Origin of the sequence: Marinobacter koreensis, assembly GCF_023156285.1 — a bacterium.
Lineage (GTDB): Bacteria > Pseudomonadota > Gammaproteobacteria > Pseudomonadales > Oleiphilaceae > Marinobacter > Marinobacter koreensis.
In genome coordinates this window covers 11627-37961 of record NZ_JAKZAJ010000005.1, presented here as the reverse complement: position 1 = coordinate 37961, position 26335 = coordinate 11627, and the positions used below count along the sequence as shown (strand labels likewise).

The window sequence follows — 26335 nt, the reverse complement described above, 5'->3', positions numbered from 1 at the left end:
AGCTGTCTGATCGTGCCTTGGCGTCAGCTAACCTTGCCGCAGCACTGCTTGTACTTCTTGCCGGACCCGCAGGGACAGGGTTCATTGCGTCCGACCTTGCGCTCCTGGCGAACGAAGGTCTCCGGAGTGGCGCCCTGCTCACGCCCCTCACCGGCCAGCTCGTTCTCGCTTTCCGCCGTGGCGCTGGTTTCATCATGGCGCAGACGGGCGCGCGCAAGCTCTCTCTCAAGTTCCTCTTTCCGACGACGCTCGACCTCTTCCATCTCTTCCGGAGTCTGAACCCGGACGTGACAGAGGATACGGGTCACATCCCGCTTCATGGTCTCAAGCATGTCCTCAAACAGGTTGAAGGCCTCGCGCTTGTATTCCTGCTTGGGGTTCTTCTGGGCGTAGCCACGAAGATGGATCCCGCGACGCAGGTGATCCATATTGGAGAGATGCTCTTTCCAGAGTGTGTCGAGAACCTGCAGGAAGACCTGCTTCTCGAACTTGCGCATTGCCTCCGGCCCGGCAATCTCCTCCTTGGCGTCGTAGGCGGCCACCACCTCGGCCAGAATCTTCTCCCGCAGGCTTTCTTCGTAGAGCTTGCTGTCTTCGGAAAGCCATTGCTGAATCGGCAGGTCGATCGCCATTTCGGACTGCAGCTGGGCTTCCAGGCCGGATACGTCCCACTGCTCGGGCATGCTCTGGGGCGGGATGTACTCGCTGATCACCTCATTGACCACATCTTCACGAATGGTTTTGACCATATCGGAAATGTCGTCAGACGACATGACTTCGTTACGCTGATCGTAGATCACGGTACGCTGGTCGTTAGCTACGTCATCGTACTCGAGCAGGGTCTTACGCATGTCGAAGTTGCGACCCTCGACCTTACGCTGCGACTTTTCGATGGCATTGGTCACCATCCGGTGCTCGATGGCTTCGCCCTTCTTCATGCCCATGGCCTGCATGAGGCTCTTCACCCGGTCCGGGGCAAAAATCCGCATGAGGTTGTCTTCCAGCGAGAGGAAGAAGCGTGAAGAACCCGGATCCCCCTGACGACCGGCGCGGCCACGCAGCTGGTTATCGATCCGGCGGGATTCATGGCGCTCGGTGCCGACGATATGCAGGCCGCCCGCTTCGAGGACCTGATTATGACGCTCGGTCCATTCCGCCTTCAGTCGTGCAACGTCCTCGTCGGAGGGATTCTCCATCGCTGCGGCTTCGAACTCCCAGTTACCGCCAAGGACGATATCGGTACCACGTCCCGCCATGTTGGTGGCAATGGTGACCGCTCCCGGCCGGCCCGCCTGGGCAACAATCAGAGCTTCCGATTCGTGCTGCTTGGCGTTCAGGATCTTGTGATCAATCCGCGCCTTTTTCAGGAGCATGGACAAAAGCTCGGACGCTTCGATCGAGGCTGTGCCCACGAGGATCGGGCGACCTTCCGCCGTCACATCCTTGATTTCATCAATAATGGCGTGGAATTTTTCTTCCTGGGTCAGGTAGACCAGGTCGTTGTAATCAATCCGCTGGATCGGCTTGTTGGGCGGAATCACCACCACGTCCAGTCCGTAGATTTCCCGGAATTCGAACGCCTCGGTATCCGCGGTACCGGTCATGCCCGCCAGCTTGTCGTAAAGACGGAAATAGTTCTGGAAGGTGGTGGAAGCCAGTGTCTGGCTTTCGGCCTGGATCTTCACACCCTCTTTGGCCTCGATGGCCTGGTGAAGGCCTTCGCTCCAACGACGACCCGGCATGGTCCGGCCGGTGTGTTCGTCAACAATGACCACCTGATCACCCTGGACGATGTAATCCACATCTTTCTGGAACAGGTGGTGAGCACGGAGCGCGGAGTGGACGTGATGCAGAAGGCTGAGATTGGACGCGGAATAAAGGCTCTCGCCCTCATTCAGCAGACCTCGGCTGAGCAACAGTTCTTCCACCTTCTCGTGTCCCGCCTCTGTCAGCTCTACCTGGCGGGTTTTCTCATCGATGGTGAAGTCGCCTGTGGGCTCACCGTCCTCCGGAGCCTCGCCCTTGTTCAGATTCGGCACCAGGGCATTGATCGCCTGGTAAAGTTTGGAGCTGTCCTCGGCCGCACCGGAAATGATCAGCGGAGTCCGGGCCTCGTCAATCAGGATGGAATCTACCTCATCCACGATCGCGTAGTTCAGACCGCGCTGCACCTTGTCGTCGGTGCTGAACGCCATGTTGTCGCGAAGGTAGTCAAAACCGAATTCGTTGTTGGTACCGTAGGTGATATCCGCCTGGTAGGCCGCTCGTTTCTCTTCGGGCGACTGCCCGGCGACCACCACACCCACCTGGAGTCCCAGGAAGCGGTAGAGTTTGCCCATCCATTCCGCGTCACGGCGTGCCAGGTAGTCGTTTACGGTCACCACATGGACGCCTTTCCCCGCCAATGCGTTGAGGTAAACCGAAGCGGTCGCCACCAGGGTCTTACCTTCCCCGGTCTTCATCTCGGCGATACGCCCTTCATGCAGGGTGATACCACCGATTAACTGGACATCGTAATGCCGCATGCCCATGACCCGGCGACTGGCTTCCCGGACTGTGGCGAATGCCTCGGGCAGGATGGCATCCAGGTTCTCACCGTCGGCAATTCGACGCTGAAACTCAGCGGTCTTTCCTTGCAACTCTGTATCGGAGAAATTCCCGAACTGCTCTTCAAGTTCATTGATGCGCGCGACGGACTTTCGCATCCTCTTGATTTCACGGGAATTTTTACTGCCGAACATCTTGGTTGCAAGCTTTGTGAACATAGACCACTGCTTCTTTAATTAAACGAAGGAAGCCGGCATTCTAACCTTATTTTCCGACAGGACAAAAGGCGCACATCTCAAGTGCGATGTTATAACTCATGGAATGCCAACGACTTGCCCATCTACGGGCCAAAACTGCCCTGTGCCGCGCGAATGTCGGGAGGGCGAAGGAGCCGGGCCGATCAGTGATCGGCCCGGGCGATATACTTGCTCGGATCGGTGGAACGACCGTTTTTCCGCACTTCAAAATGCACATGGGGGCCTGTCGACCGGCCGGTGCTGCCCATCAGACCGATAACCTGCCCTTTCTGGACAACATCACCGACCTTGACCTCCACTTCCTTGCAATGCCCATAACGTGTGGTCAGGCCATCGCCGTGGTCGATTTCCACCAGATTGCCGTAACCATAACGGTCACCCGCCCAGGTCACGACACCAGCGGCGACTGCGATAATGTCACTGCCTTCCTTGCCGGCCAGATCCACACCATCGTGCCAGGCACGCTTGCCGTTAAACGGATCGGTACGATACCCATAGTTGGATGACAGCCAACCCCAGGTGATCGGACGCCCCTCGACATACCGTTCGTCCTCGATCTTCTTACGCGAGGCCAGTTTGTCCAGCAACCGCAATTGCTGCTCCCGATCGGAAAGCTGGTTGTCCAGCCGGTCGATCATGTCGGTCAGCGCCGGAATAGAGTAGGAATCCTTGAGCGAGGGACTTTCCGGGCCACCTACCGCCGGCGGCTCACTGAAATCGAACTCCTCGCTGGCCACCAGCCCGGACTCGACAAACCTCTGCCCCAGGGCATCCAGGCGCAGCAGACGCCCCTGCATTTCGCCAAGGCGGAGTGTCAGCGCATCAATCTGCTGTTGGGCGTTCTCACGGACCCGGGCAAGCTCCTGCTTCTGGTCACTGAGCTTCGACTGCCAATGCTCGACCAACTCGGAGGGCGTCGGTTGGGCTGCCTCGGCCTGACTTACCGCGGCCTGGTACCCTCCCCAGCCGGCAGCGATCAGCAAACCCAGCGCGAGCCCGCCCAATCCAACTGCCAGTTTACCGTTCAGGGCCAACACCCGGGATTTACCGTGGTGCTTGCCAACGAGGATAATGTTCATAGTGTCTTCTGATGTTTTCATCGGGGAGTCGCACGCCTGATCCTGTAGTGTTGCGACCCGGAATCTCCGAAGGGCTGCCGATCCCTGGCAACAGCTACGTGTCAAATGATCGTAGCGCCCGCTGGACATACACGATACTGTCAATGTAGAACGAATGACATACCGGCACTACGCACAAACCGTGCCGAAGTGTAACCAATCGTTAACCTGAGCGTCGAGCAAAAACACGACAGGACGGACAAAAAGTGAGCAAAAAATGAGCTTTGACAAATTTGAGGGATCCCCTGCTCTCAAATCCCTGTTTGCCCGGGCGGAGCTGCATCGCCGTGCCGAATGCCAGATTCTGGAGGCACTGCCGGAGGACCTGAGAGCCGGTGTCCGATTTCTGAGTTGCGAGGAGGGAGAGCTGGTGCTTTCGGCAGAAAACAGTTCAAGGGCGAGCCAGATCCGCTTCCGTCAGCACGAGATCATGGAAAACGTTCGACACCAGGAGTTGTTCCGTTTCGTCTGGAAACTCAAGGTCAAAGTTGCGCCGCCAAGGTTCCTGGAGCATCGAAAGGCCAGGAAACAGCCTTTGAGTAAAGAAAATGCCCGGCTCCTAGAGGAAGAAGCCGGGCACACGAAGGATAAAGCTTTACGCGAGGTTCTCGAAAAACTCGCAAGCCACGTCAGGGACTGAGGCTTCCCGCCTCAGCCCTGCGCCGCAAGGACGGGCTTCATATAGGAGATGGGAGCTGTGGCTTCATCATCGAAGGTCACTACTTCCCACGCATCCTCTTCTGCCCTGAGTTTGCGAAGCAGCTTGTTATTCAGATCGTGACCGGATTTCACGCCGTGGAATTCGCCGATCAGGCTGTTGCCCAGCAGGTACAGATCGCCAATGGCGTCGAGCACCTTGTGCTTGACGAACTCATCGTCGTAACGAAGACCGTCCTCATTGAGGATCTTGTAGTCATCGACCACGATGGCATTGTCGACAGACCCGCCCAGAGCAAGATTCATTGCCCGAAGCTTCTCGATATCGCGCATGAAGCCGAAGGTGCGCGCCCGGGACACTTCCTTCACGAACGACGTGCTGGAAAAGTCCACGGTGGCAGTCTGCGCCCGTCCCTTGAAAACAGGATGGTCGAAGTCGATTCCAAAGCTGACCTTGAAGCCTTCGAACGGCATGAACGTCGCTTTCTTGTCGCCTTCTTCCACGCTGACTTCACGCTTGATGCGAATGAAGCGCTTGGCAGCTTCCTGCTCGGCAATACCGGCGGACTGAAGCAGGAACACGAACGGTCCGGCGGAGCCATCCATGATCGGCACTTCAGAAGCGCTCAATTCCACAAAGCAGTTATCGATACCGAGACCAGCCATGGCCGACAGCAGATGCTCTACTGTTGCCACACGGACACCGTCTTTTACCAGCGTCGTGGACAGCATGGTCTCACCCACATTCTCCGCACAGGCACGGATCTCGACCATCGGGTCCAGATCGGTACGGCGGAAGATGATGCCTGAGTCAACCGGTGCCGGCTTGAGCGTCAGGTACACCTTTTCCCCCGAATGCAGGCCCACGCCGGTAGCCCGGATGGTGTTTTTGAGTGTCCGTTGTCTGATCATCGGTTCATCATTCCGTCACAAAATGGCGATATTCTGGGCAAAAATCCGCCCGGAGAATACCAGAAAATAAGACTGAGTACCATTTAACCAGGACCCACCGGCCCCGGATTTACACAAAGCCAACAATCGGCACTCAGCGCACGCAGTTTTCGCCTGTGCGGTTCCATTTTTCGCTCAGAATCGCGAAATGGATCCCACGCTATTCAGGCCAAACCTCAAGTGCGACAGATTATCAATCAGCCTGGCGACGAAGGAATGCGGGAATATCGAGATAGTCCACGCCCTGCTCCTCGCTTTCTTTGCTCTGATCGATCGCCACGTTACCGTTCGACACTGCACGACGACGCAGCACTGCCGGCCGATCCAGCTGGTTGTAATCGGTCTTGCCATCCAGGGTACGGGTGTTGTCCACCACCTTGGTCGGCTTCTCACCACGATCACCACCGAGGCCGGTAGCCACAACGGTTACCTTCAGCTCGTCGGTCATTTCAGGATCAATGACAGTGCCCACGACAACCGTCGCGGAATCGGACGCAAATTCGCGCACGATATCGCCAACCTCGGAAAACTCGCCCAGGTTGAGATCCATGCCTGCCGTGATATTGACCAGGATACCCTTGGCGCCCTGCAAATTGATGTCTTCCAGCAGCGGGCTGCGTACCGCGGCTTCGGCCGCTTCGCGCGCACGGTTTTCGCCGGTGGCCCGAGCCGTACCCATCATTGCCATGCCCATTTCGGACATCACGGTTTTCACGTCGGCGAAGTCGACGTTGATCATGCCGTTGCGGGTAATCAGGTCAGCGATGCCCTGAACAGCACCCAGCAGCACGTCATTGGCGGCTGCGAAAGCATCCAGCAGGCTGGTTTTCTTGCCCATCACCGCCAGCAGCTTCTCGTTGGGAATGGTGATCAGTGAGTCGACGCTTTCCTCGAGTTCCTGCAAACCGGCCTCGGCGACACTCATCCGCTTGCCGCCCTCGAACATGAAGGGTTTGGTGACCACAGCAACCGTCAGGATGCCGAGCTCCCGAGCCACTTCGGCCACGATAGGCGCGGCACCGGTCCCGGTTCCACCGCCCATACCAGCGGTAATGAAGACCATGTCAGCACCCTGCAGAGCTTCGGCGATGCGGTCGCGATCTTCGAGAGCCGACTGACGACCCACTTCCGGGTTGGCACCGGCGCCAAGACCCTTGGTGATATTTCCGCCCAGCTGGATGATCTGGCGAGCATCCATATCGGTGAGAGCCTGGGCATCCGTGTTGGCGCAGATAAATTCCACGCCTTCAATGTCGCTGCTGAGCATGTGACGAACGGCGTTTCCACCGCCTCCACCAACACCAACGACCTTAATGACAGCATTTTGCTGGACATTATCGACTAGTTCGAACATTTCCCCTACTCCTTCGTGCTGTTTTCGGCCTTTTACAGGCCGTTTATTCGAGATTTGTGTTTTCGAGATACCTTCGTGTACTACCTGCCCGGCCCGTCAGAAGTGACCGGTAAACCAGGCCTTCATGCGCTCCAACAGCGAGGGGGCGTCCTCCCCCTTGAGCACTGGCGCCCGCCCAAGATCCATCTGGCGGAAGCCGTGGATCAGCAACCCGACGCCAGTGGCGTAGATCGGGTTGTTGACCACTTCCGTCATACCGGAGACCGCCTGCGGAGAAGCGAGCCGAACCGGCATGTGGAAGATCTCTTCAGCAAGCTCCACCACACCTTCCATGGTGGAGGAGCCGCCGGTCATCACGATGCCTGCGGGAATCATGTCCTCGAATCCGGACCTGCGAAGCTCTGACTGGACCAGAGTAAACAGCTCCTCATAACGGGGCTCGACAACTTCGGCGAGCGCCTGCCGGGACAGATCCCGTGGGGCACGATCCCCGACACTGGGCACCTTGATGGTTTCATCGGCGCCTGCAAGCTGGGTCAGCGCACAGGCATATTTGATCTTGATTTCCTCGGCATTCTGGGTCGGTGTACGCAGCGCCATGGCAATGTCGTTGGTCACCTGGTCGCCGGCGATCGGAATGACCGCGGTATGGCGAATAGCGCCTCCGGTAAACACGGCGATGTCCGTGGTACCGCCACCGATGTCCACGACACAGACCCCGAGTTCCTTCTCGTCTTCGGTGAGAATCGCGTGGCTGGAAGCCAGCTGCTCGAGAATGATGTCATCGACCTCCAGGCCACAGCGCTTCACGCATTTTTCAATGTTCTGGGCAGCATTCACCGCGCAGGTCACCAGATGCACCTTGGCTTCCAGCCGGACCCCGGACATCCCCATGGGTTCCTTGATGCCTTCCTGACTGTCAATGACAAATTCCTGGGGCAGGATATGCAGGATTTTCTGATCAGCCGGAATCGCCACCGCCTGGGCCGCGTCGATGACCCGATCGATGTCAGCCTGGGTCACTTCCCGATCACGGATCGCTACAATCCCATGGGAGTTGAGGCTCTTGATGTGGCTCCCCGCGATTCCCGCGTAGACCGAGTGAATACGGCAGCCTGCCATCAGTTCGGCTTCTTCGACGGCGCGCTGAATAGCCTGAACGGTGGTTTCAATATTCACCACGACGCCGCGCTTGAGCCCCCGCGAAGGGTGGGAGCCGATGCCAACAACCTCAATGGTGCCGTCCATCTTGCGCTTGCCCACGATCGCAACCACCTTCGAGGTTCCGATGTCGAGTCCAACTATCATGTTTTCCGTTTCAACCGATGACATGTGTTCCACCAAACCTAGGGTCTGTCGTTGAGTTGCTAAGAATTCGGTCCGGAAGCGGCCTTTGCCTGCTTCCACTGCACCGCCACGCCATTGGTGTAACGGGCATCAATCCGACTGACTTCGTCCGACCGGGACGCCAGTCGGGTTTCATACACTGTCAGGAACCGATCAAACCGGTCCCTGACCTGATCGCGACCGAGCTCGACGTCGATGCCGTTGGCCAACTTCAGGCTCCAGGCGCCGCGTGCTTCCAGGGACAGCCCGGCAAAGCCCAGGCCGTGGGCGACCAGCTGGTCACTGATCGTCTGCCCCATCTTGATCACATCCCGGACCCGCTCATCCGGTCCGGAAAGCCGGGGAAGCGATCCCGCAACCTCCGGATTGGGTGGGCGGAACAGTTCGCCCTTGCGACTGACCAGGCGACCATCCGTCCAGTACGCCAGAGGCTTCTTCTCCCGGATATCGACCACCAGCCGGTCCGGCCACACGCGCCGAACCGCCGCCGACTCGACCCAGGGCCGCTGCTCCAGATCCGCCTTGATATCCGACAGATCCGTCGCGAAATAACTCTTGCCAATCCACCTTCCCGCCTGACGCTCGATGGCGGTTCGGCTGTCGCCGATAAAATCGCCGTTCACATCAATGGCCATGATCTGCTGATCCATCGCACCCAGAACCTTGCCGGTGCCCCAGGGCACCAGGCCGGCAAGCAGGACAATCACTGCGCCCAGCCCGACTTGCAGCCAGGGTACCGCCTGCAGAACCGCCCGAACCGCGCCAAACCGGTCCCGCTCGGGTCCGACGGAGGTCGCGCCCCGACGCCGAGGCGGCTCGGACGGTATCGCCCGGCTCCGGATCAGCAGGTTCTCAATCATTCGCGTCCTCCAGGGTGTCACGGAGTATGCGCACCACCAGTTCCTCAAAGCTGATGCCAGCAGCACGTGCCGCCATAGGCACCAGGCTGTGGTCCGTCATGCCCGGCACGGTGTTCACTTCGAGCAACCAGAACTGGCCGTCGGCATCCTGCATGATGTCCACGCGGCCCCAGGTCCGGCATCCCACCACCCGAAACGCATCCAGGGCCAGCTGTTGCAGGCGGACCTCGTCGTCCGGCGCCAGCCCACAGGGGATCCGGTAATTGGTGTCGTCCGCCAGGTATTTTGCGTCGTAGTCGTAAAACACGTGGTCGGTACTCAGACCGATCGCGGGCAAAGCCCGATCCTGCAGCAGGCTGACGGTAAATTCCGGCCCTTCGATCCACTCCTCCACCAGCACCAGATCATCCATGGCAGCGGCCTCGTTGTAAGCCTCGACCAGTTCCGCCTCCGTGTTCACCTTGCGAATCCCGATGCTGGAGCCTTCATGAGCCGGCTTTACACTCAGGGGGGCCCGGAGGTCACGGATGATGCTCTTCGCTTCATCAACCGACGCCATCGCCCGGAACCGTGGGGTTGGCAGGCCGCAACCTTCAAAAACGTATTTGGTGCGAAGCTTGTCCATTGCCAGAGCCGATGCCAGCATCTCACTCCCGGTATAGGGAATGCCGGCCTGGGCGAGAATGGCCTGAATCGTACCGTCCTCGCCACCGCGGCCATGCAGCGCGATGAACACCCGGTCGAAGTCGGGATCTTCAACGGTTTTCAGCAGGCAACCCCGCACATCCACGCCAAAGGCATCGACGCCTGCCGATTGCAGGGCGGACAGCACGGCCTTCCCACTCTTGAGGGATACCTCCCGCTCGGCCGAGTCCCCGCCCATAAACACGGCTACCCTGCCAAATCGACGCACCAGGGCAGGATCCGCCTGGTACGCTGCAATGTCGTTATGGTGCGTATCACTCACCGGAAATGACTCCCGCTGCGGCCAGACGCGCAGCTACACCACCAATATCGCCGGCGCCCTGGGTAATCAGCAGGTCACCGTCCTGAAGCACATTGGCCAACAGACTTTCTATTTCCCGGTTGTCCTCAATGAACACCGGCTCCACCTTGCCCCGTTGCCGGATGCTGCGGCACAGGGATCGCCCATCGGCACCCGGAATCGCCGGTTCGCCCGCCGGATACACATCCATGAGCAAAAGCGCATCCACCTCGGACAGGACCCGTACGAAGTCCTCGTAGAGGTCCCGGGTGCGGGTATAACGATGAGGCTGGTACAACATCACCAGGCGACGGTCCGGCCAGGCATCGTGGGCAGCCCGGATCACGGCTTCCACCTCGGTGGGATGGTGACCGTAATCGTCGATGAGCGTCACGGTGCCTTTGGGCGTCTGATAATCGCCGTATACCTGGAAGCGCCGGCCAACACCGGCGAATCCGGACAAACCGTTACAGATGGCATCGTCATCAACACCCTCGTCGGTCGCCACCGCAATCGCCGCGAGGGCGTTGAGCACGTTGTGGCGCCCGGGCATCCTGAGTTCCACCGACAGGTCGCTGCGACCGCCGGGACGCTTCACAACAAAGCGGGTCTTCAGACCATCGGAAACAATGTCTTCGGCGCGGTAGTCCGCCGCCGGATTCTCGATGCCGTAGGTGATGATCGCCCGGGAAATCCGGGGAATGATTTCCTGCACGTAGCCGTCGTCAACGCACATGACAGCCACACCATAGAAAGGCAGGTTGTGGAGAAAATCCACAAACGTCTGCTTGAGCTTCTCGACGTCACCGCCATAGGTGTCCATGTGATCCGCTTCGATGTTGGTCACCACGGAAATCACAGGCGTGAGGTGGAGGAATGACGCATCGCTTTCGTCCGCCTCCGCAACCAGATAGCGAGAACCTCCCAGCTGCGCATTGGTGCCGGCGCTATTGAGCTTGCCACCGATCACGAACGTCGGGTCCAGACCTGCCTCGCCCAGGACCGAGGCAATCAGGCTGGTTGTCGTGGTCTTGCCATGGGTACCGGCGACCGCGATTCCGTGGCGGTAACGCATGATCTCCGCCAGCATTTCGGCACGGGGAACAATCGGTACCCGTCGGCTGCGTGCGGAGACAACCTCAGGGTTGTCCGAGGCAACCGCCGAGGACACGACGACCACGTCTGCCCGGGCACTGTTTTCCTCTCGATGACCGATCTGAACATCGACACCCAGAGCCTTGAGGCGATCGGTGACCGGACCTTCTTTCAAATCCGAACCGGAAACCTCGTAGCCCTGGTTTTTCAGCACCTCGGCAATGCCGCTCATGCCGGCGCCGCCAATACCCACAAAGTGGATATGACGGATCCGGCGCATTTCAGGCACCTGATAGACCAGCGGCGGATTCGTTGCATCAGCCATTGGCGGCCTCCAGACAGTAATTCACGACTCTCTCCGTTGCATCCGGGCGGGCCAGCGTGCGCGCGGCCTTCGCCATATTCATGACCCGGGGCCGGTTACCTGCCAGGTCTTCAAGGGTTTCCGCCAGCACAGCCGCTGTCAGCTTCGGCTGAGGTATCAGGATCGCGCCTCCGGCATCAACCATCTGCCGGGCATTGGCCGTCTGGTGATCATCGACTGCGTGCGGGAAAGGCACGAGTACGGCACCAATCCCCGCGGCACACAGCTCCGACACCGTCAGCGCACCCGAGCGGCACACCACAACATCGGCCCAACTGTAGGCTTCCGCCATGTCTTTGATGAACCGATCCACCCGGGCTGAGACCCCACTCGCCTCATAGGCTTCGGCGGTAGCTTCGTATTTGTTCTCGCCACACTGGTGGCGCACCTCCGGACGTCGATCCTCCGGAATCAAGGCCAGAGCTTCGGGCAGGCGCTCATTGAACACCTGAGCCCCCAGGCTGCCACCGACGACCAACACACGGAGCGGGCCGCTCCGATCGCCCATGCGGGCTTCCGGAGCCGGCAGGTCCGCCAGGTCCTGACGCACCGGGTTTCCGGTGCACCGGGTAACGACGCCGGCACCAAAGCTCCCTGGAAAGGCCTCCAATACCGTGTTCGCGAACCGTACAAGGATCCGGTTGGTCATACCGGCAATGGCGTTCTGTTCGTGAACCACCAGGGGCGTGCGGGTAATCCAGGCCGCCAGACCGCCCGGGCCAGTCACAAAGCCACCCATTCCCACCACACAGTCCGGCTTTACCCGCCGAACGATGGTAAAAGCCTCACCGAGGGCGCGCATCAGTCGGAACGGTGCCAGCAACAGCGCCAGCCTGCCCTTGCCCCGAAGTCCGGAAATATGAATGAGGGACAGGGGAATCTCGGTGTCACCGATCAGCCGCTGTTCCATTCCCCCCCTGGCTCCAAGCCAATGCACCTCGTGTCCGCGGGCCTGGAGCGCGCGGGCCGTCGCCAGTGCCGGAAACACATGACCACCAGTGCCGCCAGCCATCATCAGGAAGCGCCGGGCCTTACTCATAGCGCGCACCTCCCCGTTTGGACGACCCTGTTTTCTCTCGATCCAGCCGTACCCTGTCCAGGCGCTCCATCTCGACCCGAGCCAGGACCCCGATGCAGATGCAGCTGACCATGAGGCTTGATCCGCCGTAACTGACCAGCGGCAGCGTCAGACCCTTGGTCGGAAGCAGGCCTGTGCTTACGGCCATATTGATGCCCGCCTGCAATCCAATGAGCAGGCTCAGGCCGTAGGAAAAACACGCACCGAACGGCATCCCCGCCTTCTCCGCGCGACGGGCGATCACCAGTCCGGACGTCACCAGAACCGTGAACAGACCGAGCACAATCAGCGATCCGATCAGGCCGAACTCCTCCGCAACAATGGCGAAGATAAAATCCGTGTGGGCCTCGGGCAGATAGAACAGCTTCTGAATCGAATTGCCCAGGCCGACCCCGAACCACTCGCCACGACCGAAGGCAATCAGCGACTGGGTCAACTGATAGCCACTGTCGAACTGGTCCTTCCAGGGATCCAGGTAACTCACGACGCGCTTGATCCGGTAGGGCTGGGTCAGGACCAGCAACGCACCCAGTACAATCAGCGTGATGATCAGGGGCACGAACCGGCTGAGACGGACGCCGCTGAGAAAAATCATGCCGGCGGACGCCGAGACCAGAACCACCGTGGCCCCGAAGTCCGGCTCCGTGACCAGCAGGAAAGAGGCAACGCCCAGGATGAGCAATGGCTTGAGAAAGCCCGGCCATGTGTTCAGCAACTCTTCCCGGCGCCGGACCACGTATCCCGCCAGATAGGCAATCAGGCACAGTTTGGCCACTTCGGACACCTGGACATTGAACAGGCCGAACGGTATCCAGCGCGTTGAGCCATTCACTGTGCGCCCAAGCGGCGTAAGCACCAGCACCAGTACGACCAGGCCAATCGATAGCAACAGCCAGCCGCTGCGTTCCCACCAACTGACCGGCACATTCACGGCCACGAGAGCCAGGCCACAGCCCATCACGGCAAACAGCAGTTGACGAATCACATAGTGGTAACTGTTGCCGACGGTCTCTGCCGCCATATCCATCGAGGCGGAAGAAATCATAACGATGCCAATCACCATCAGGGCGATCGCGCTGATCATCAGCATCGGCAACGGTTCCACCCGGGCAAACCACCGGTCCTGGATGGGAAGGCTGGCTTCAAGCGACATCACAGCCCCTCCACAAGTTGCCGGAACTGATCTCCGCGATCGTTGTAATCACGGAACATATCGAAACTGGCACAGGCCGGTGACAACAGCACCCGATCACCGGGCCGGGCCGCCGCCCGGGCTTCCGTCACCGCTTCGGCCAGGGTTGTCGCCCGCTTTACCGGAACGGACGAACCGATGACCTCGGCGATTCGCTCTGCATCCTGACCGATCAGGATCACAGCGCGGCAGTGCAGCGTGACTGGCGCCTCCAGCGGAGAGAAATCAGCGCCCTTACCATCGCCGCCGGCAATCAACACCACCTTGCCCTGATCCGGCACAAGACTCTCGATCGCGGCAACGGTCGCGCCGACGTTGGTTCCCTTGGAGTCGTTGATGTAGTCAACGTCATCCAGCGAACGGACAAATTCACACCGGTTCGGTAGCCCCCGGAAGTTCCGGACAACGTCCAGCATCACGGCCATCGGGAAGTCCGCCGCATGGCCCAGGGCCAGTGCCGCCATGACGTTGCTGACGTTGTGGTGGCCCATCAATTTGAGCTCACTGGTCAACAGCAGGTTATCCAGCCCGAAGGTAATCCAGGTGCCCTGATCGTCGTCCCGGGTGCTGAATGTATCCGGGTTCACGCGATGAAAACCGAAACACAGGAACCTCAGGGTATCCCGGGCCATCGGGGTACTGAGCGCATCGTCGAGGTTGACGATGGCGTTTTTCGCCCCCCGGAAGATTCTCTGCTTGGCCTGGAAATACGCCATCTTGTCCGGATAGCGGTCCATGTGATCATCACTGACATTCAGAACGGTCGCTGCCAGCGCATTGAGTTCTTCCGTGGTTTCAAGCTGGAAACTGGACAATTCCAGCACGTAAAGATCCGCGCCCTGGCCCAGAAGATCCAGCGCCGGCGTCCCTATATTGCCGCCGACCTGCACATTCCGGCCCGCAGCGCGGGCCATTTCGCCCACAAGCGTGGTGACGGTGGTCTTTCCGTTGGACCCGGTGATAGCAATGATCGGTGCATCAGCGGCCTCGGCAAACAGGTCGATATCGCCTCGGATGCGGGCCCCCTGCTGCGCGGCGTAGGCGATCGCCGGCTCTGCAATTGCAATACCCGGGCTGACGACAAGCTCATTGAATGTGGCGAACTGCTCAGCGTTGAACGGCCCCAGGTGCACCGGCACCTCGGGATAGCTGGTGCGAAGTTCGTCGATTCCCGGCGGATTGTCCCGGCTGTCAGCCACAACGATCTCCCTGCCCTGAGCCGACAGGTAACGCACGCAGGAGAGCCCGGTTTTACCGAGCCCTACCACCAATGTGCGACGATCCGATGCGATGACACTCATAGCAGAAGCAAAGTCCTATCGTATCTTCAGACTGGCCAGGCCAATCAGTACCAGAACAACCGTAACGACCCAGAACCGCACGATGACTCTCGGCTCTGGCCAACCCTTCAATTCAAAGTGGTGGTGAAGAGGGGCCATCCGGAAAATCCGGCGACCGGTCAGGCGGAACGACGCCACCTGCAGGATGACCGAGACCGTCTCCATCACGAAAACGCCGCCCATGATGAACAGCACGATTTCCTGCCGGACGATGACCGACACCACGCCCAGCGCAGCGCCCAGTGCAAGCGCACCGACATCTCCCATGAACACCTGTGCCGGATAGGTGTTGAACCAGAGGAACCCCAGCCCGGCACCGACCAGCGAACCACAGAAGATGATCAGCTCCCCGGTGCCAGGCAGGTGGGGAATCAGCAGGTAGTTGGCAAACTGGGCGTGGCCAGACACATACGCGAAGATGGCCAGGGCACCGGCCACCATCACCGTGGGCATGATGGCGAGCCCATCCAGACCGTCGGTCAGATTCACCGCGTTACTGCTGCCCACGATGACGAAGTAGGTCAGCAGAATGAACAGAACGGGCCCGAGCGTCAGCGAAACGTTTTTGATGAAGGGCAGGTACAGAGAAGTCTCCTGTGGCAGCGATGAGCTGAAATACAGGAACACGGCAGCCCCACCACCAATGACGGATTGCCAGAAATATTTCCAGCGCGCGGGCAAACCACGCGGGTTGCGCTCAACCACCTTGCGATAGTCATCCACCCAGCCGATGGCACCGAACAGCAACGTGACCAGCAAGGTAATCCAGACATAGCGATTGCTGAGGTCGGCCCAGAGCAGAGTGCTGACAGCGATGGCGACCAGGATGAGTGCACCACCCATGGTTGGGGTTCCGGCCTTGCTCAGATGTGTCTGTGGGCCGTCGTCACGCACTGCCTGGCCGATCTGGTATTGGCTGAGCTTGCGGATCATCATCGGTCCGATCACGAGGGAGATCAGCAGCGCCGTCAGGATTCCCAGAATCGCGCGCAGCGTCAGGTACTGAAACACCGTCAGTTCGGAAAAATATTGGGATAGTACCTCTGTCAGCCAGAGCAGCATGCGTCATTCACCTTTTCTTTTATTCCCTCCACCACGCGATCCATGGCGGAACTGCGAGAACCCTTCACCAGGACAGTCGTCGGCTCGTTCAGCCCCTTGACCACTGCATTGACGGCTGTTTCGTGATCCTCAAATAGTTCGGTTTTCTGTCCAAACCCGTCGGCATAGCCCTCACACCCGGGACCAACCACCAGCAACCGGTCAATCCCCAGGTCTCTGGCGCAGGCACCAACCTCGGCATGCAGTTCCCTGGCCTGCGCCCCCAGCTCGGCCATCGCGCCAAAGACTGCAACCAGCTGGCCGTCCCTGCCCGCGAGCACCGCCAATGCGGCTTTCATGGACGCCGGGTTGGCGTTGTAACTGTCATCAATCACCGTCAGACGATCGCTGAGTTCGAGGCTCTGCAACCGCCCGGAAACCGGGCGCACATGTTCCAGCCCTTCCCGTATCTGCGTATCGCTCGCCCCCAGATCCCGGGTTGCGGCAATCGCCAGCAGCGCGTTGATCTGGTTATGGTCGCCAGGCAGCGGCACCGTCAGGCGACACTCCCAGTTGTCCGGGCCAGCCACGGTCAGAACCTGACCATCGGGCGTCACTGACACATCCGTCAAACGGTAATCGGCTTCCGGATGACCCAGCCGACTGACACTGGCAACTCGACGATCACCGGCACGATTCAGCCACTGGTCAAAGGCCGGATCGTCATGATTGAGAACGACCAGACCACCCTCGGTCACACCCTCGATGATTTCGCCCTTTGCCAGAACGATGTTCTGGTAACTGCCGAATCCTTCCAGGTGCGCCTGCCCCGCATTGGTCAGGATCACGACCTGGGGGCGGGTGATCGCGACGGTGTGGGCAATTTCACCCAGCCCGCTGGCACCCAGCTCTATGGCGCCGTAACGGTGCTCCGGCGCGAGACGGAAGAGCGTGAGCGGCACCCCGATGTGGTTATTCAGGTTGCCCTCGGTAACCAGCGTGGGCCCCATAACGGAAAGAATGGCACCGGCCATTTCCCGGACCGTGGTCTTGCCACTGCTGCCCGTGACCGCCACCAGCTCCGCCGCGCTGGCATCCCGGTTGCCGGCAGCCAGACGAGCCAGGGCTTGTACGGTGTCACCGACCACCAACTGTGGCAGGTCAACGCTGCTGTCCTCGACATCCACCATCGCCGCTACGGCTCCGGCATCACAGGCCGCTGACAGGAATCGGTGGCCGTCAAAATTTTCGCCCCGCAAGGCCACAAACAGGTCGCCGGGAGACAACGAACGGGTATCCGTTGACACGCCCGTATAACGGATACCAGACAGGTCCGCTGCATGGCTTGAAGCACCGGTCCAGGCGCTGGCCTCTGCCAGTGAAAAGGCGCGCATCATGCCACACCCCCATTCAGGTTCAAGCGGTGTCGTACCTGTTCGGTGTCACTGAACGGCAACTTCTGGCCCGCCACTTCCTGATAGGCCTCATGCCCCTTTCCGGCAATCAGGACCAGATCGTCCTTACCAGCCAGATCAATAGCCTCTGCAATCGCCTGTGCCCGGTCGTGAATCACCCGTACCCGTTCCGGATGGACAAACCCGGCCATAATGTCCCGGGTAATGGCATCCGGATTTTCGCTCCGGGGATTGTCATCGGTCACAATCACCTGATCGGCGAGGGCTTCGGCCTCCCTGGCCATTTCGGGCCGTTTTCCGCTATCCCGATCGCCGCCACAGCCAAAGACACAGATCAGGCGCCCTGCCACATGCATGCGCAGGGCAGACAAGGCATTCGACAAGGCATCGGGGGTATGGGCGTAATCCACGACGACGCGGACGCCATCTGCCCCCGAAAAGCACTCAAGACGCCCCGGAGGCGGCTGCAGGCGACTGACGGCCGTCCGGACCCGCTCCAGAGGAACGCCCAGGGCCATGACGGTGGCCATGGCGGCCAGCGTATTACTGGCGTTGAAGCTGCCCATGATCGGCACATGAATCTCGAAAGCACCCCACTGGCCATCGACCGATGCAACGAACCCTTCGTCGGTGGGCGTGAATTCCTTCAACCACAGTTCGGTCTGCGCTTCGTGGAGGCTGTACCGCACCCGATCGCATTTTCCTTCCAGCTGCTCATAAAGCTGCCGCCCGAACGGATCGTCGAAGTTGATCACGGCAAAGTGCAGACCCTCACGTAAGAACAGCTTGGCTTTGGCCTCGCCGTAGGCTTCCATGGTGCCGTGATAGTCCAGATGATCCCGGGTGAGATTGGTGAACACCGCTCCCGTCATGGCAACCCGATCCACGCGTCCCTGATCCAGGGCATGGGAAGATACCTCCATGACCGCTGCCCGACCGCCCTGGCGCAGAATCTGCGCAAGTACCCGGTTGACCTGAACCACATCCGGCGTGGTATGCGTCGCTGGCTGGAGCGCGCCCGGCATGCCATAGCCCAGGGTCCCCATCAGACCGCACGGGGTGCCGGTCTCCTTGAGCAACTGCGAAATATATTGCGAGACGGACGTTTTGCCGTTGGTACCGGTCACACCGATCAGTCGAAGACGCTGTGACGGATGCTCGAAGAACCGATCGGCAATTCTGCCCAACTCACGACGTAAACCTACAACCGGGACGATGAGGGCGCCGTGGTGTTCCGAGCACTGCGAATGGTCATCGGACTCGAGCAACACGACCGTCGCACCGGCCTCGATGGCCTTATCGACATAGTGGTCAGCCGGCGTTCGGGCACCGGACAGCGCCACGAACGCGTCCCCGGATCGAACCGTTCGGCTGTCTGTCTGCAGACCGTGGATAGTGACGTCAAATACCGACGGCACTTCAACGATGCCATGTAACAACGTGCTGAGAGATGCGATGCACATAGGTCTAACCTCGCTCCCCGGTCGGCCGGGATCCGGAGTGGGAACCCGACACTTCCAGTTCTGGCTTCACATTCAGCAGTCGCAGAGCGTCACTCATTACCCGGGCAAATACCGGGGCAGCCACTTCGCCTCCGTAGTATTCCCCGGACTGCGGCGCATCAACGGCCACAACAGTCACAATTCGCGGATTATCCATGGGCGCCATGCCGGCAAAAATGCCCTTGTACTGATTGTTCTCATAACCCTGATTGCCAACCAGGTGAACGGTTCCCGTCTTGCCGCCCGCGGAATAAAGGCCCGGGTCTGCCCGCGTGCCGGTTCCGCGTTCGACCACGCCGTGCAGCATTTTCCGGATTTCCGCAGTGACGTGTTCCGACAACACCCGATGCCCTTTCGGTTTCTTATCCACCTTGAGCAGGCTCAGGGGATATTTTATGCCCCCGTTCGCCAGCACCATGTAGGCCTGTGCAAGTTGCAATGCGTTCAGGCTCATACCGTATCCATAGGAGAGTGTTGCTTCATCGACCGGATGCCATTTCGGCGGGGCCGGCAGAACACCGACCGCCTCGCCGGGGAAGCCGACGCCGGTGGGCTCACCCAACCCGACACGGCTGTATAGATCCCTTATGGTATCGCCACCGAGTTCGGTGGCGATTTTGCTGATGCCGACGTTGCTGGACTTCACAATGATGTCCGTCAGACTAAGCACCCCATAGTTCCGGTGGTCCCGAATCGTGAAACGCCCGAAGCGCCGGTACCCGGGATTGGTGTCGACCACATCACCGACCGAATACTTGCCCGATTCCAGCGCAGCAGCCATGGTAATGGGCTTCATGGTGGAACCGGGCTCGAACAGATCGGTGATCGCCTTGTTGCGAAGATTGGCAGGATCCAGCTGGCTCCGGTCATTCGGGTTGTAGGAGCCCTGGTTCACCATGGCCAGAACTTCGCCGGTATCGACATCCAGCATGACCAGGGTGCCGCCCCTTGCGTTCTGGGCGCTGACCATTGCCTTCAACTCACGGTAGGCAAGGTACTGGAGACGCAGGTCGATACTGAGCTCCAGATCGTGCCCCCGTTCCGCGTCCTGAATCAGTGCAAGGTCCTTGATGACACGCCCGCGGTTGTCCTTGAGTACCCGCTTGCTGCCCGGCTTACCGGAAAGCCATTCGTTGTAGGAGAGTTCCATCCCCTCCTGACCCTGCTCGTCGATATTGGTAAAGCCGACAACGTGGGCCGTCACCTCGCCGGCGGGGTAGTAACGCCGATATTCCTGACGGCTGTAGACGCCGTTGATGTCCAGATCCATGATCCGCCGGGCCAGGTCCGGCTGGACCTTTCGGCGCAAATAGATGAATTCGCGACCAGAGTAGTCCCGAAGACGCTGTCTCAACCGCGCCTCGCTTGTCCCCATCAGACGGGCGAGATTGGCCAGCCTCGGCTCATCCGGATCGGTCTGGGAGGGATTCGCCCAGATCGTCTGAACCGGCGCACTCACGGCCAACGGCTCGCCATGACGGTCAGTAATCACACCACGGTGGGCGTCGATTTTTTCAACCCGGATGGTACGGACGTCTCCCTGTTGGCGAAGGAATTCATGGTCAACGACCTGCAGATCGACCAGACGCCAGACCAGGGCTGCCATCACCACCAGGAAAACGCCCAGCACGGCGCCGAACCGCCAGCCTTTCTGGCTGACAGCCGCTTTCTGGCTCCGTGTGGATTTCGCTCCCTGACCGGACAAATCGTTCACCCTGACGGTTTGTGAATGTTCTTGTTATCGTTTCACTGCACGGAAGACGGAGACATCATCGGTACCAGGACGATATCTTCCCGCCCCGGAACCACCATCCCGAATCGCTCGGATGCCAGCTTCTCCACTCGTCCGTGCGCACTCAGAGCACTCTGCTCCAGCAACAACTGGCTCCATTCCCGGTGATACTGATCCCGCTTGCTCTGCAACTGGGCCAATGTATTAAACAGATCCCGGTTCTGGTGAACGCTGACAACCACACCGATCGCCGACGCCACCAACACGACCACCAGAACCAGGGAAATCATCACCTGCTTCTGACCCAGCGCATCGAAGACCTGTCGGGACAACCTGACAGCGGTCGCAACACTTTCCCGCACTCTGCGTTTATTCGATTTCGCCGTTTTGACTGGCTGTTCTATGGCTACCGCGCCCATGGTTACGCGCTCCTCGCGTTCATTCGTTAACGTCAATCCGCTCCAGCACCCGCATCACTGCACTGCGAGCCCGAACGTTTTCATTGACTTCTTCGTCGCCCGCCTTGCTCGCCTTACCAACCAGGCGAAATGCGGATCGTTCCTGATCGGCCGTAACCGGTATCCCCTTGGGCAATTTCGGCCCTCGTGCCAGATCCCGCATAAACCGCTTGACCAGACGGTCCTCCAGGGAATGAAAACTGATAACCACCAGCCTCCCACCCGGGGCGAGCCTCTCTGCAACGGCATTCAGGCAGACCTCAAGGTCTTCGAGCTCCCGATTGATGAAGATCCGGATGGCCTGAAACGTCCGGGTAGCCGGATGCTTGTGCTTTTCCTTTTTTGGCACCGCCTCACTGACCAGTTCGGCCAGCTGACGAGTCGTCTCGATCGGAGCTTCCTGTCGGCGCTCCACAACCAAACGGGCGATACGGCGGGAAAATCGTTCCTCTCCGTATCGCCAGATCACATTGGCAATGTCCTGCTCATCCGCCTGCGCGAGCCATTCTGCGGCGCTGGGCGATTGATGCGGATTCATCCGCATATCGAGCGGACCGTCCCGCATGAAACTGAATCCCCGGGCGGGATCGTCCAGCTGCGGAGATGACACCCCCAGATCAAGCAGAACGCCATCCACCTGCTCCCAGTCTCGGCGGGCCATCGCCAAAGCAACTTCGGCAAAGGAACCGTGAAACCAGGAAAAGCGGGCATCTTCAGCAGCCAGGGATTCGGCCACCTTGATGGCCTCGGGATCCTTGTCGAAACCAAGCAGGTGACCCTGATCACCCAACCGGCCGAGGATCAGCCGACTATGACCTCCCCGCCCGAATGTTCCGTCGATGTACCGCCCCTGGGGATCGGTCACCAGATAATCCACGGCCGAATCCAGCAGAACCGAACGGTGCGCGAACGCTTTTCTGTCTTCGGATGTCATAGCGACAGAGCCTCCATTTCGGGCGGCATATCGTCATCCCCGGAGGACTCATCCAGCCAGGCAAACCAGCGCTCTTCGCTCCAGAGCTCCAGCTTTTTCCCCTGGCCGATCAACATCAGCTTTTTCTCGAGGTGCGCGTAGCTTCTCAGCGTGGGCGGAATCAGAATCCGGCCCGCGGAGTCCAGCTCCATCGGAGCCGCATTCCCCAGCAACAGACGCTGAAGGCGCTTTACGGCCTTGTGCATGTTCGGCAAGGCCTCAATTTTGGGCCTGAGCGCTTCCCACTCGGGCTCGGGATAGACCAACAGACAGCGCTCTTCATCGGCATTGGCAGTCACCACGATGCGGCCATCGCAGATCTGCGAGAGCGACTCGCGGACCTTCGCGGGGATCGCCAGGCGACCCTTCGCATCCATGTTGATGGCATGACTGCCCAGAAAATTGCTCATTTACGCCGTCTCAAAGTGCCTGGAATCCACAAAAAACCACTTCTATCCACTTTTTCCCACTTCTGCACACTATAGAAACACGCAATACACAATGCAAGCGCCGCAAACGGCGCCACAGTGACAAAACTTCCTTTTATGACAAGAGGTTACAGAGGGTGGATCGACCAGAGAGAAAGGTTACAGATAAGAAAAGAAAGAAAATCAAATACCTGCAGGGAGTTCTGAATACTTGAAATGAGGTTTAAGATTTTTTGGCTATAACAGGAAGGAACTGATAATGAAGGCTATCACAGATCGAAAAAAATGAGCTCGCCGATAAGCCGGGTTCTGTCTTGGACAGTCATTCATCTAGGACCTGCGTCACCACAGGTCTCAAGCAACCTACCCGAATCCAGCGCGGGCCACGCCATTGGATTCCTATTTGGTCTTGCTCCAGGTGGGGTTTACCATCGCCGTGGACTGTTGCCAGCCACGCGGTGCGCTCTTACCGCACCGTTTCACCCTTACCGGCGCCCGAAGGCGCTTAGGCGGTATACTTTCTGTTGCACTTTCCGTCGGCTCGCGCCGCCCAGGCGTTACCTGGCACCTTGCCCTGCGGAGCCCGGACTTTCCTCCCCCGGATAACCGGCGGCGACTGTCTGGCGAGCTCGGGCGTGACGATACTCCCGCCCCTGACTGCTTGCAAGGAAAACCTCATCCGCGGAAAGGCCTCAACGATCCTTGAGCGAAAGGGCCCGCTGATAAAGCTCGTTTTTCGATCCACCCGTCAGGTCCGCAACCACCCTTGCGGCCTTTTTGACCGGCAACTCCCGAAGCAACAACTCCAGCAACCGGTTTTCGTCCAGCGCGGATTCGGATTGGGGCTCGCCGGAAGGCTCATAGCCACGCACCATGACAACAAATTCACCACGGGTCCCATGAGCATCCGATTGCAGCACTTCGATAACCTCTGCCAGGGAGCCGCTATAGAAGGTTTCGAATGTCTTGGTCAACTCCCGCCCGAGAACGACCTCTCGAGTATCGCCCAGGACCTCGGCCATATCAGCCAACGCCTCGAGGATACGGTGTGGCGACTCGTAGAACACCAGAGTGGCCAGCTCACGTCGCAGGGACTCAAGCCCGGCTTTTCTGGCGGACCGCTTGGCCGGCAAAAAGCCACCAAACAGGAAACGGTCGGTTGGCAGGCCAGCAGCGCTGAGCGCCGTCACTGCCGCGCAGGCACCCGGCACCGGACTCACCTTCACCCCCAGGGCCCGAGCCTCCCGGACCAGCACGTACCCCGGATCCGAAATCAACGGCGTCCCGGCATCAGACACCAGAGCCACACTCTTACCCGCTTGCAGCTCATCGAGCACTCTCTGATAGCGCTCCCGCTCATTGTGATCGTGAAGAGCAATCATCGGCTTGCGGGTTCCGAAGTGTTGAAGCAGACGGCCGGTATGACGCGTATCTTCAGCCGCGACCAGATCAACAGTCGAGAGCACGCGCTCTGCACGGGGGGACAGATCTTCAAGATTACCGATGGGCGTCGCCACGATATAAAGAGTGCCAGGACCGGAACCACAGTCCGGGTTCGGCGAGGATGGTTCGGCCACAGATTTACTCAATCGTCTTACTCCACTTGCAGAATCGGTGCTCCGTGAAAGCAACGTCATGTGAATTGCCCCCGGAGCTGTTAAACTTGCCACCGTTAATGCGGCGCCACAAGCCCAACGATCCGGAGTGAGCCAAGCTTGTCATGATCAAGAAGTCAATCAACCAGTCCGCCGTGGCCAGCGTTTTGCTGTTCGTCCTTGCTTTATCGGGATGCGCCACCGTCAACCTCCAGTCCCGCGTTGCGCAAACGGCAGACGAGGCCATTAATCTCGCCAGCCAGGAGGACAATCGCGACACGGCGGTGCGATTCCTGCTGAAAAGCGCGAACCACTTGCAGAAACAGGGCAATCATACCGGCGCCCGAACGATACTCCAGAGCCAGCAGTTAAGCCAGCTGAGCCCGGAACTGGAGCAACAGAGGCAATTACTGGCCATGGACAGCGCCGTCGCTCTGGACGACCGTCCCTGGGCGCAAACGCTGGCCGGCCAACTGTCACCAGAGAGCTTTACCGGGTATTCTGCCGAGCTTTTGTCCCGGGCGGCCAACCTCCAGGCAAAGACATTCGAGCTCGCAGGCAAGCCATTGGACGCCGCACTGACGCTCATCCTGCTGACCCAGGCCGATGCCACCGCAGACATCCAGACGCTTCATGACCGGATCTGGCAACTGTTGAAAAAAGTACCAGACCAGGCACTTGATGAGGCAAACGCCAAATCCATCGGTTATGAAAGCCAGGGCTGGCTCGAATTGGCCGCCCTTCTCCGCTCGCCGGGTGCCAACCTGGACGAACAGGGCAGGATCGTGCGCCGATGGCAGAACAACTGGCCCGGGCACCCTGCAGCCCAGGTCCTGCCCTCGGAATTGCAGCTGATCGCCACGCTCGCCACCAGTCGCCCTGAAAAGATAGCCCTTGCGCTGCCATTGGACGGCGACCTGGGCAATGCTGGACGCGCAATCCGTGACGGCTTCCTGTCCGCTTTCTACCTCGACCAGTCGGTTGATCGCAGCAAAACCGAGATCCGGATCTTCAACACGGCCAAACAGTCCTTCAGCCAACTTTACCAGGACCTGTCGTCCAAGGACTTCGATCTGATTGTTGGCCCACTTGAAAAATCGGCACTGTCCAGCCTCAGTGCACTGCACACGCTGCCGGTCCCCGTTCTTGGCCTGAATTATCTGCCCGAAGACGCCAAGGCACCAGAGGGCCTTTACCAGTTCGGGCTGTCAGCAGAGGACGAAGCCCGACAGATCGCCGACCAGCTCGCGGCGAAAGGACTGAATCAGGTTCTCGCGCTCATTCCCCAGGGAGATTGGGGTGACCGTGTCGAAAAAGCGCTGCTGAACAGATTGTCGAAGAACGACGCCACGGCGCTGGATGTTGAGCGCTTTTTTCCGGAGGATAATCTCCGGGCCGTCACCGCTGCACTTCTGGGCATCAATGCTTCACGGGACCGGGCCATTCAGGTGGAACGGACCATCGGCCTGAACGTGGAGTTTGAACCACGTCGGCGGCAGGATGCCGACGCCATTGTCATGGTCGCGCTCCCCACCATCGCCCGACAGTTCAAACCCCTCTTCGCCTTCTACTATGGAGGCGATCTACCTGTCTATTCGCCCTCCATTGTCTACGAGGGCACGCCGGACCCAACGCGCGACCGGGATCTGAATGATGTGACCTTTACTGACATTCCCTGGGTCCTCGACGACAATGACGAATTCAGGGATCAGGCAACCCGATACCTGAAGGGCACCCGAGGCCAGCTCGGCCGCCTGTTTGCGATGGGCGCCGATGCGTGGCAACTGGGCAAGCGCCTGCCTTTGCTGCGCCAGGTGGACGACGCGGCCATCCAGGGTCAGACCGGCACGCTCACCATGAACCGCCAGGGCAGCATCCAGCGAGAACAGCTCTGGGCACAGTTCAAAAACGGCGTGCCTGTCGTGCTGTCCGAGCCGGAAACCGGATCCGACGAGCAGCCTGCCGGAGACGGACAACCCAACGACGTGACCAGGGGCGTCACCGGGGAAAGCACTCCCTGAACAAACACTTTAAACGGGATGCTGA

Annotated in this window: 21 protein-coding genes and 1 other RNA gene; 2 read left to right on the top strand and 20 right to left on the bottom strand. The window is 59.5% G+C overall.

The window, feature by feature from the left end:
- Window positions 1–23: 23 nt before the first annotated feature.
- Window positions 24–2765, bottom strand: coding sequence for a preprotein translocase subunit SecA (secA, locus tag MLD04_RS13940; RefSeq protein ID WP_248159607.1), 2742 nt, complete (start codon window positions 2763–2765; stop codon window positions 24–26).
- A gap of 182 nt (window positions 2766–2947) precedes the next feature.
- Window positions 2948–3883 (bottom strand): M23 family metallopeptidase, encoded by a 936-nt coding sequence (locus MLD04_RS13935; RefSeq protein ID WP_248159605.1) that lies wholly within the window; start codon window positions 3881–3883, stop codon window positions 2948–2950.
- Window positions 3884–4139: 256 nt separating this feature from the next.
- Here MLD04_RS13935 and MLD04_RS13930 point away from each other — a divergent pair, with 256 nt between their 5' ends.
- Window positions 4140–4562, top strand: a complete 423-nt coding sequence (locus MLD04_RS13930; protein WP_248159603.1) for a DciA family protein — start codon at window positions 4140–4142, stop codon at window positions 4560–4562.
- A gap of 11 nt (window positions 4563–4573) precedes the next feature.
- On the opposite strand, the gene lpxC is transcribed toward MLD04_RS13930, so the two are convergent.
- From lpxC to rsmI, 18 genes are all read right to left on the bottom strand, one after another.
- Window positions 4574–5491 carry a UDP-3-O-acyl-N-acetylglucosamine deacetylase gene (lpxC, locus tag MLD04_RS13925; protein WP_248159601.1) on the bottom strand — a complete coding sequence of 306 codons (918 nt, stop codon included), beginning with the start codon at window positions 5489–5491 and terminating at the stop codon, window positions 4574–4576.
- A gap of 232 nt (window positions 5492–5723) precedes the next feature.
- The gene (gene ftsZ, locus MLD04_RS13920; protein WP_008937201.1) at window positions 5724–6884 is read right to left on the bottom strand and encodes a cell division protein FtsZ; all 1161 of its coding nucleotides are present in this window, start codon (window positions 6882–6884) and stop codon (window positions 5724–5726) included.
- Window positions 6885–6980: 96 nt separating this feature from the next.
- Window positions 6981–8216, bottom strand: coding sequence for a cell division protein FtsA (gene ftsA / locus MLD04_RS13915; RefSeq protein ID WP_248159599.1), 1236 nt, complete (start codon window positions 8214–8216; stop codon window positions 6981–6983).
- A 35-nt stretch (window positions 8217–8251) separates the two neighbouring features.
- Window positions 8252–9091 (bottom strand): cell division protein FtsQ/DivIB, encoded by an 840-nt coding sequence (locus MLD04_RS13910; RefSeq protein WP_248159597.1) that lies wholly within the window; start codon window positions 9089–9091, stop codon window positions 8252–8254.
- Window positions 9084–10058, bottom strand: coding sequence for a D-alanine--D-alanine ligase (locus tag MLD04_RS13905; protein WP_345799623.1), 975 nt, complete (start codon window positions 10056–10058; stop codon window positions 9084–9086). The genes MLD04_RS13910 and MLD04_RS13905 overlap by 8 nt, the downstream gene beginning before the upstream one ends.
- The gene (murC, locus tag MLD04_RS13900; protein ID WP_248159595.1) at window positions 10051–11496 is read right to left on the bottom strand and encodes a UDP-N-acetylmuramate--L-alanine ligase; all 1446 of its coding nucleotides are present in this window, start codon (window positions 11494–11496) and stop codon (window positions 10051–10053) included. The genes MLD04_RS13905 and murC overlap by 8 nt, the downstream gene beginning before the upstream one ends.
- Entirely contained in the window at window positions 11489–12574 is a 1086-nt protein-coding gene (gene murG / locus MLD04_RS13895; protein ID WP_248159586.1) for an undecaprenyldiphospho-muramoylpentapeptide beta-N-acetylglucosaminyltransferase, read from the bottom strand. Before murG ends, murC begins: the two co-directional genes overlap by 8 nt.
- Complete coding sequence (gene ftsW / locus MLD04_RS13890; protein ID WP_248159584.1) at window positions 12567–13766, bottom strand: putative lipid II flippase FtsW; 1200 nt, start codon at window positions 13764–13766, stop codon at window positions 12567–12569. Before ftsW ends, murG begins: the two co-directional genes overlap by 8 nt.
- A complete protein-coding gene (murD, locus tag MLD04_RS13885; protein ID WP_248159582.1) occupies window positions 13766–15106 on the bottom strand; it encodes a UDP-N-acetylmuramoyl-L-alanine--D-glutamate ligase in 1341 nt (446 codons plus the stop codon). Before murD ends, ftsW begins: the two co-directional genes overlap by 1 nt.
- 15 nt (window positions 15107–15121) lie before the next feature.
- Window positions 15122–16207, bottom strand: coding sequence for a phospho-N-acetylmuramoyl-pentapeptide-transferase (gene mraY, locus MLD04_RS13880; protein WP_248159573.1), 1086 nt, complete (start codon window positions 16205–16207; stop codon window positions 15122–15124).
- Window positions 16192–17583, bottom strand: coding sequence for a UDP-N-acetylmuramoyl-tripeptide--D-alanyl-D-alanine ligase (locus tag MLD04_RS13875; protein ID WP_248159571.1), 1392 nt, complete (start codon window positions 17581–17583; stop codon window positions 16192–16194). The genes mraY and MLD04_RS13875 overlap by 16 nt, the downstream gene beginning before the upstream one ends.
- A complete protein-coding gene (locus MLD04_RS13870; RefSeq protein WP_248159569.1) occupies window positions 17580–19064 on the bottom strand; it encodes a UDP-N-acetylmuramoyl-L-alanyl-D-glutamate--2,6-diaminopimelate ligase in 1485 nt (494 codons plus the stop codon). Before MLD04_RS13870 ends, MLD04_RS13875 begins: the two co-directional genes overlap by 4 nt.
- A 4-nt stretch (window positions 19065–19068) precedes the next feature.
- On the bottom strand, window positions 19069–20808 hold the full coding sequence (locus MLD04_RS13865) for a peptidoglycan D,D-transpeptidase FtsI family protein (protein ID WP_248159567.1): 1740 nt from the start codon (window positions 20806–20808) through the stop codon (window positions 19069–19071).
- A 41-nt stretch (window positions 20809–20849) separates the two neighbouring features.
- On the bottom strand, window positions 20850–21254 hold the full coding sequence (ftsL, locus tag MLD04_RS13860; protein WP_248159560.1) for a cell division protein FtsL: 405 nt from the start codon (window positions 21252–21254) through the stop codon (window positions 20850–20852).
- 19 nt (window positions 21255–21273) lie between these two features.
- Window positions 21274–22227, bottom strand: a complete 954-nt coding sequence (gene rsmH, locus MLD04_RS13855) for a 16S rRNA (cytosine(1402)-N(4))-methyltransferase RsmH (protein WP_248159558.1) — start codon at window positions 22225–22227, stop codon at window positions 21274–21276.
- Window positions 22224–22676: a division/cell wall cluster transcriptional repressor MraZ gene (gene mraZ, locus MLD04_RS13850; protein WP_008937187.1), complete on the bottom strand. Its 453-nt coding sequence runs from the start codon at window positions 22674–22676 to the stop codon at window positions 22224–22226. Before mraZ ends, rsmH begins: the two co-directional genes overlap by 4 nt.
- 300 nt (window positions 22677–22976) lie before the next feature.
- Window positions 22977–23326: RNase P RNA component class A (gene rnpB / locus MLD04_RS13845), an RNA gene on the bottom strand.
- Window positions 23327–23386: 60 nt separating this feature from the next.
- Window positions 23387–24283: a 16S rRNA (cytidine(1402)-2'-O)-methyltransferase gene (gene rsmI, locus MLD04_RS13840; protein WP_248159556.1), complete on the bottom strand. Its 897-nt coding sequence runs from the start codon at window positions 24281–24283 to the stop codon at window positions 23387–23389.
- Between the two features lie 131 nt (window positions 24284–24414).
- On the opposite strand from rsmI, the gene MLD04_RS13835 reads away from it, so the two are divergent.
- Window positions 24415–26310, top strand: a complete 1896-nt coding sequence (locus MLD04_RS13835; protein ID WP_248159549.1) for a penicillin-binding protein activator — start codon at window positions 24415–24417, stop codon at window positions 26308–26310.
- The last annotated feature ends 25 nt before the right edge of the window (window positions 26311–26335 follow it).

Bases quoted from the DNA above. Each gene is read 5' to 3' on its own strand.
- secA (WP_248159607.1), bottom strand. From the start codon at position 2,765: ATGTTCACAAAGCTTGCAACCAAGATGTTCGGCAGTAAAAATTCCCGT.
- MLD04_RS13935 (WP_248159605.1), bottom strand. From the start codon at position 3,883: ATGAACATTATCCTCGTTGGCAAGCACCACGGTAAATCCCGGGTGTTG.
- MLD04_RS13930 (WP_248159603.1), top strand. From the start codon at position 4,140: ATGAGCTTTGACAAATTTGAGGGATCCCCTGCTCTCAAATCCCTGTTT.
- lpxC (WP_248159601.1), bottom strand. From the start codon at position 5,491: ATGATCAGACAACGGACACTCAAAAACACCATCCGGGCTACCGGCGTG.
- ftsZ (WP_008937201.1), bottom strand. From the start codon at position 6,884: ATGTTCGAACTAGTCGATAATGTCCAGCAAAATGCTGTCATTAAGGTC.
- ftsA (WP_248159599.1), bottom strand. From the start codon at position 8,216: ATGTCATCGGTTGAAACGGAAAACATGATAGTTGGACTCGACATCGGA.
- MLD04_RS13910 (WP_248159597.1), bottom strand. From the start codon at position 9,091: ATGATTGAGAACCTGCTGATCCGGAGCCGGGCGATACCGTCCGAGCCG.
- murC (WP_248159595.1), bottom strand. From the start codon at position 11,496: ATGGCTGATGCAACGAATCCGCCGCTGGTCTATCAGGTGCCTGAAATG.
- murG (WP_248159586.1), bottom strand. From the start codon at position 12,574: ATGAGTAAGGCCCGGCGCTTCCTGATGATGGCTGGCGGCACTGGTGGT.
- ftsW (WP_248159584.1), bottom strand. From the start codon at position 13,766: ATGTCGCTTGAAGCCAGCCTTCCCATCCAGGACCGGTGGTTTGCCCGG.
- murD (WP_248159582.1), bottom strand. From the start codon at position 15,106: ATGAGTGTCATCGCATCGGATCGTCGCACATTGGTGGTAGGGCTCGGT.
- mraY (WP_248159573.1), bottom strand. From the start codon at position 16,207: ATGCTGCTCTGGCTGACAGAGGTACTATCCCAATATTTTTCCGAACTG.
- MLD04_RS13875 (WP_248159571.1), bottom strand. From the start codon at position 17,583: ATGATGCGCGCCTTTTCACTGGCAGAGGCCAGCGCCTGGACCGGTGCT.
- MLD04_RS13870 (WP_248159569.1), bottom strand. From the start codon at position 19,064: ATGTGCATCGCATCTCTCAGCACGTTGTTACATGGCATCGTTGAAGTG.
- ftsL (WP_248159560.1), bottom strand. From the start codon at position 21,254: ATGGGCGCGGTAGCCATAGAACAGCCAGTCAAAACGGCGAAATCGAAT.
- rsmH (WP_248159558.1), bottom strand. From the start codon at position 22,227: ATGACATCCGAAGACAGAAAAGCGTTCGCGCACCGTTCGGTTCTGCTG.
- mraZ (WP_008937187.1), bottom strand. From the start codon at position 22,676: ATGAGCAATTTTCTGGGCAGTCATGCCATCAACATGGATGCGAAGGGT.
- MLD04_RS13835 (WP_248159549.1), top strand. From the start codon at position 24,415: ATGATCAAGAAGTCAATCAACCAGTCCGCCGTGGCCAGCGTTTTGCTG.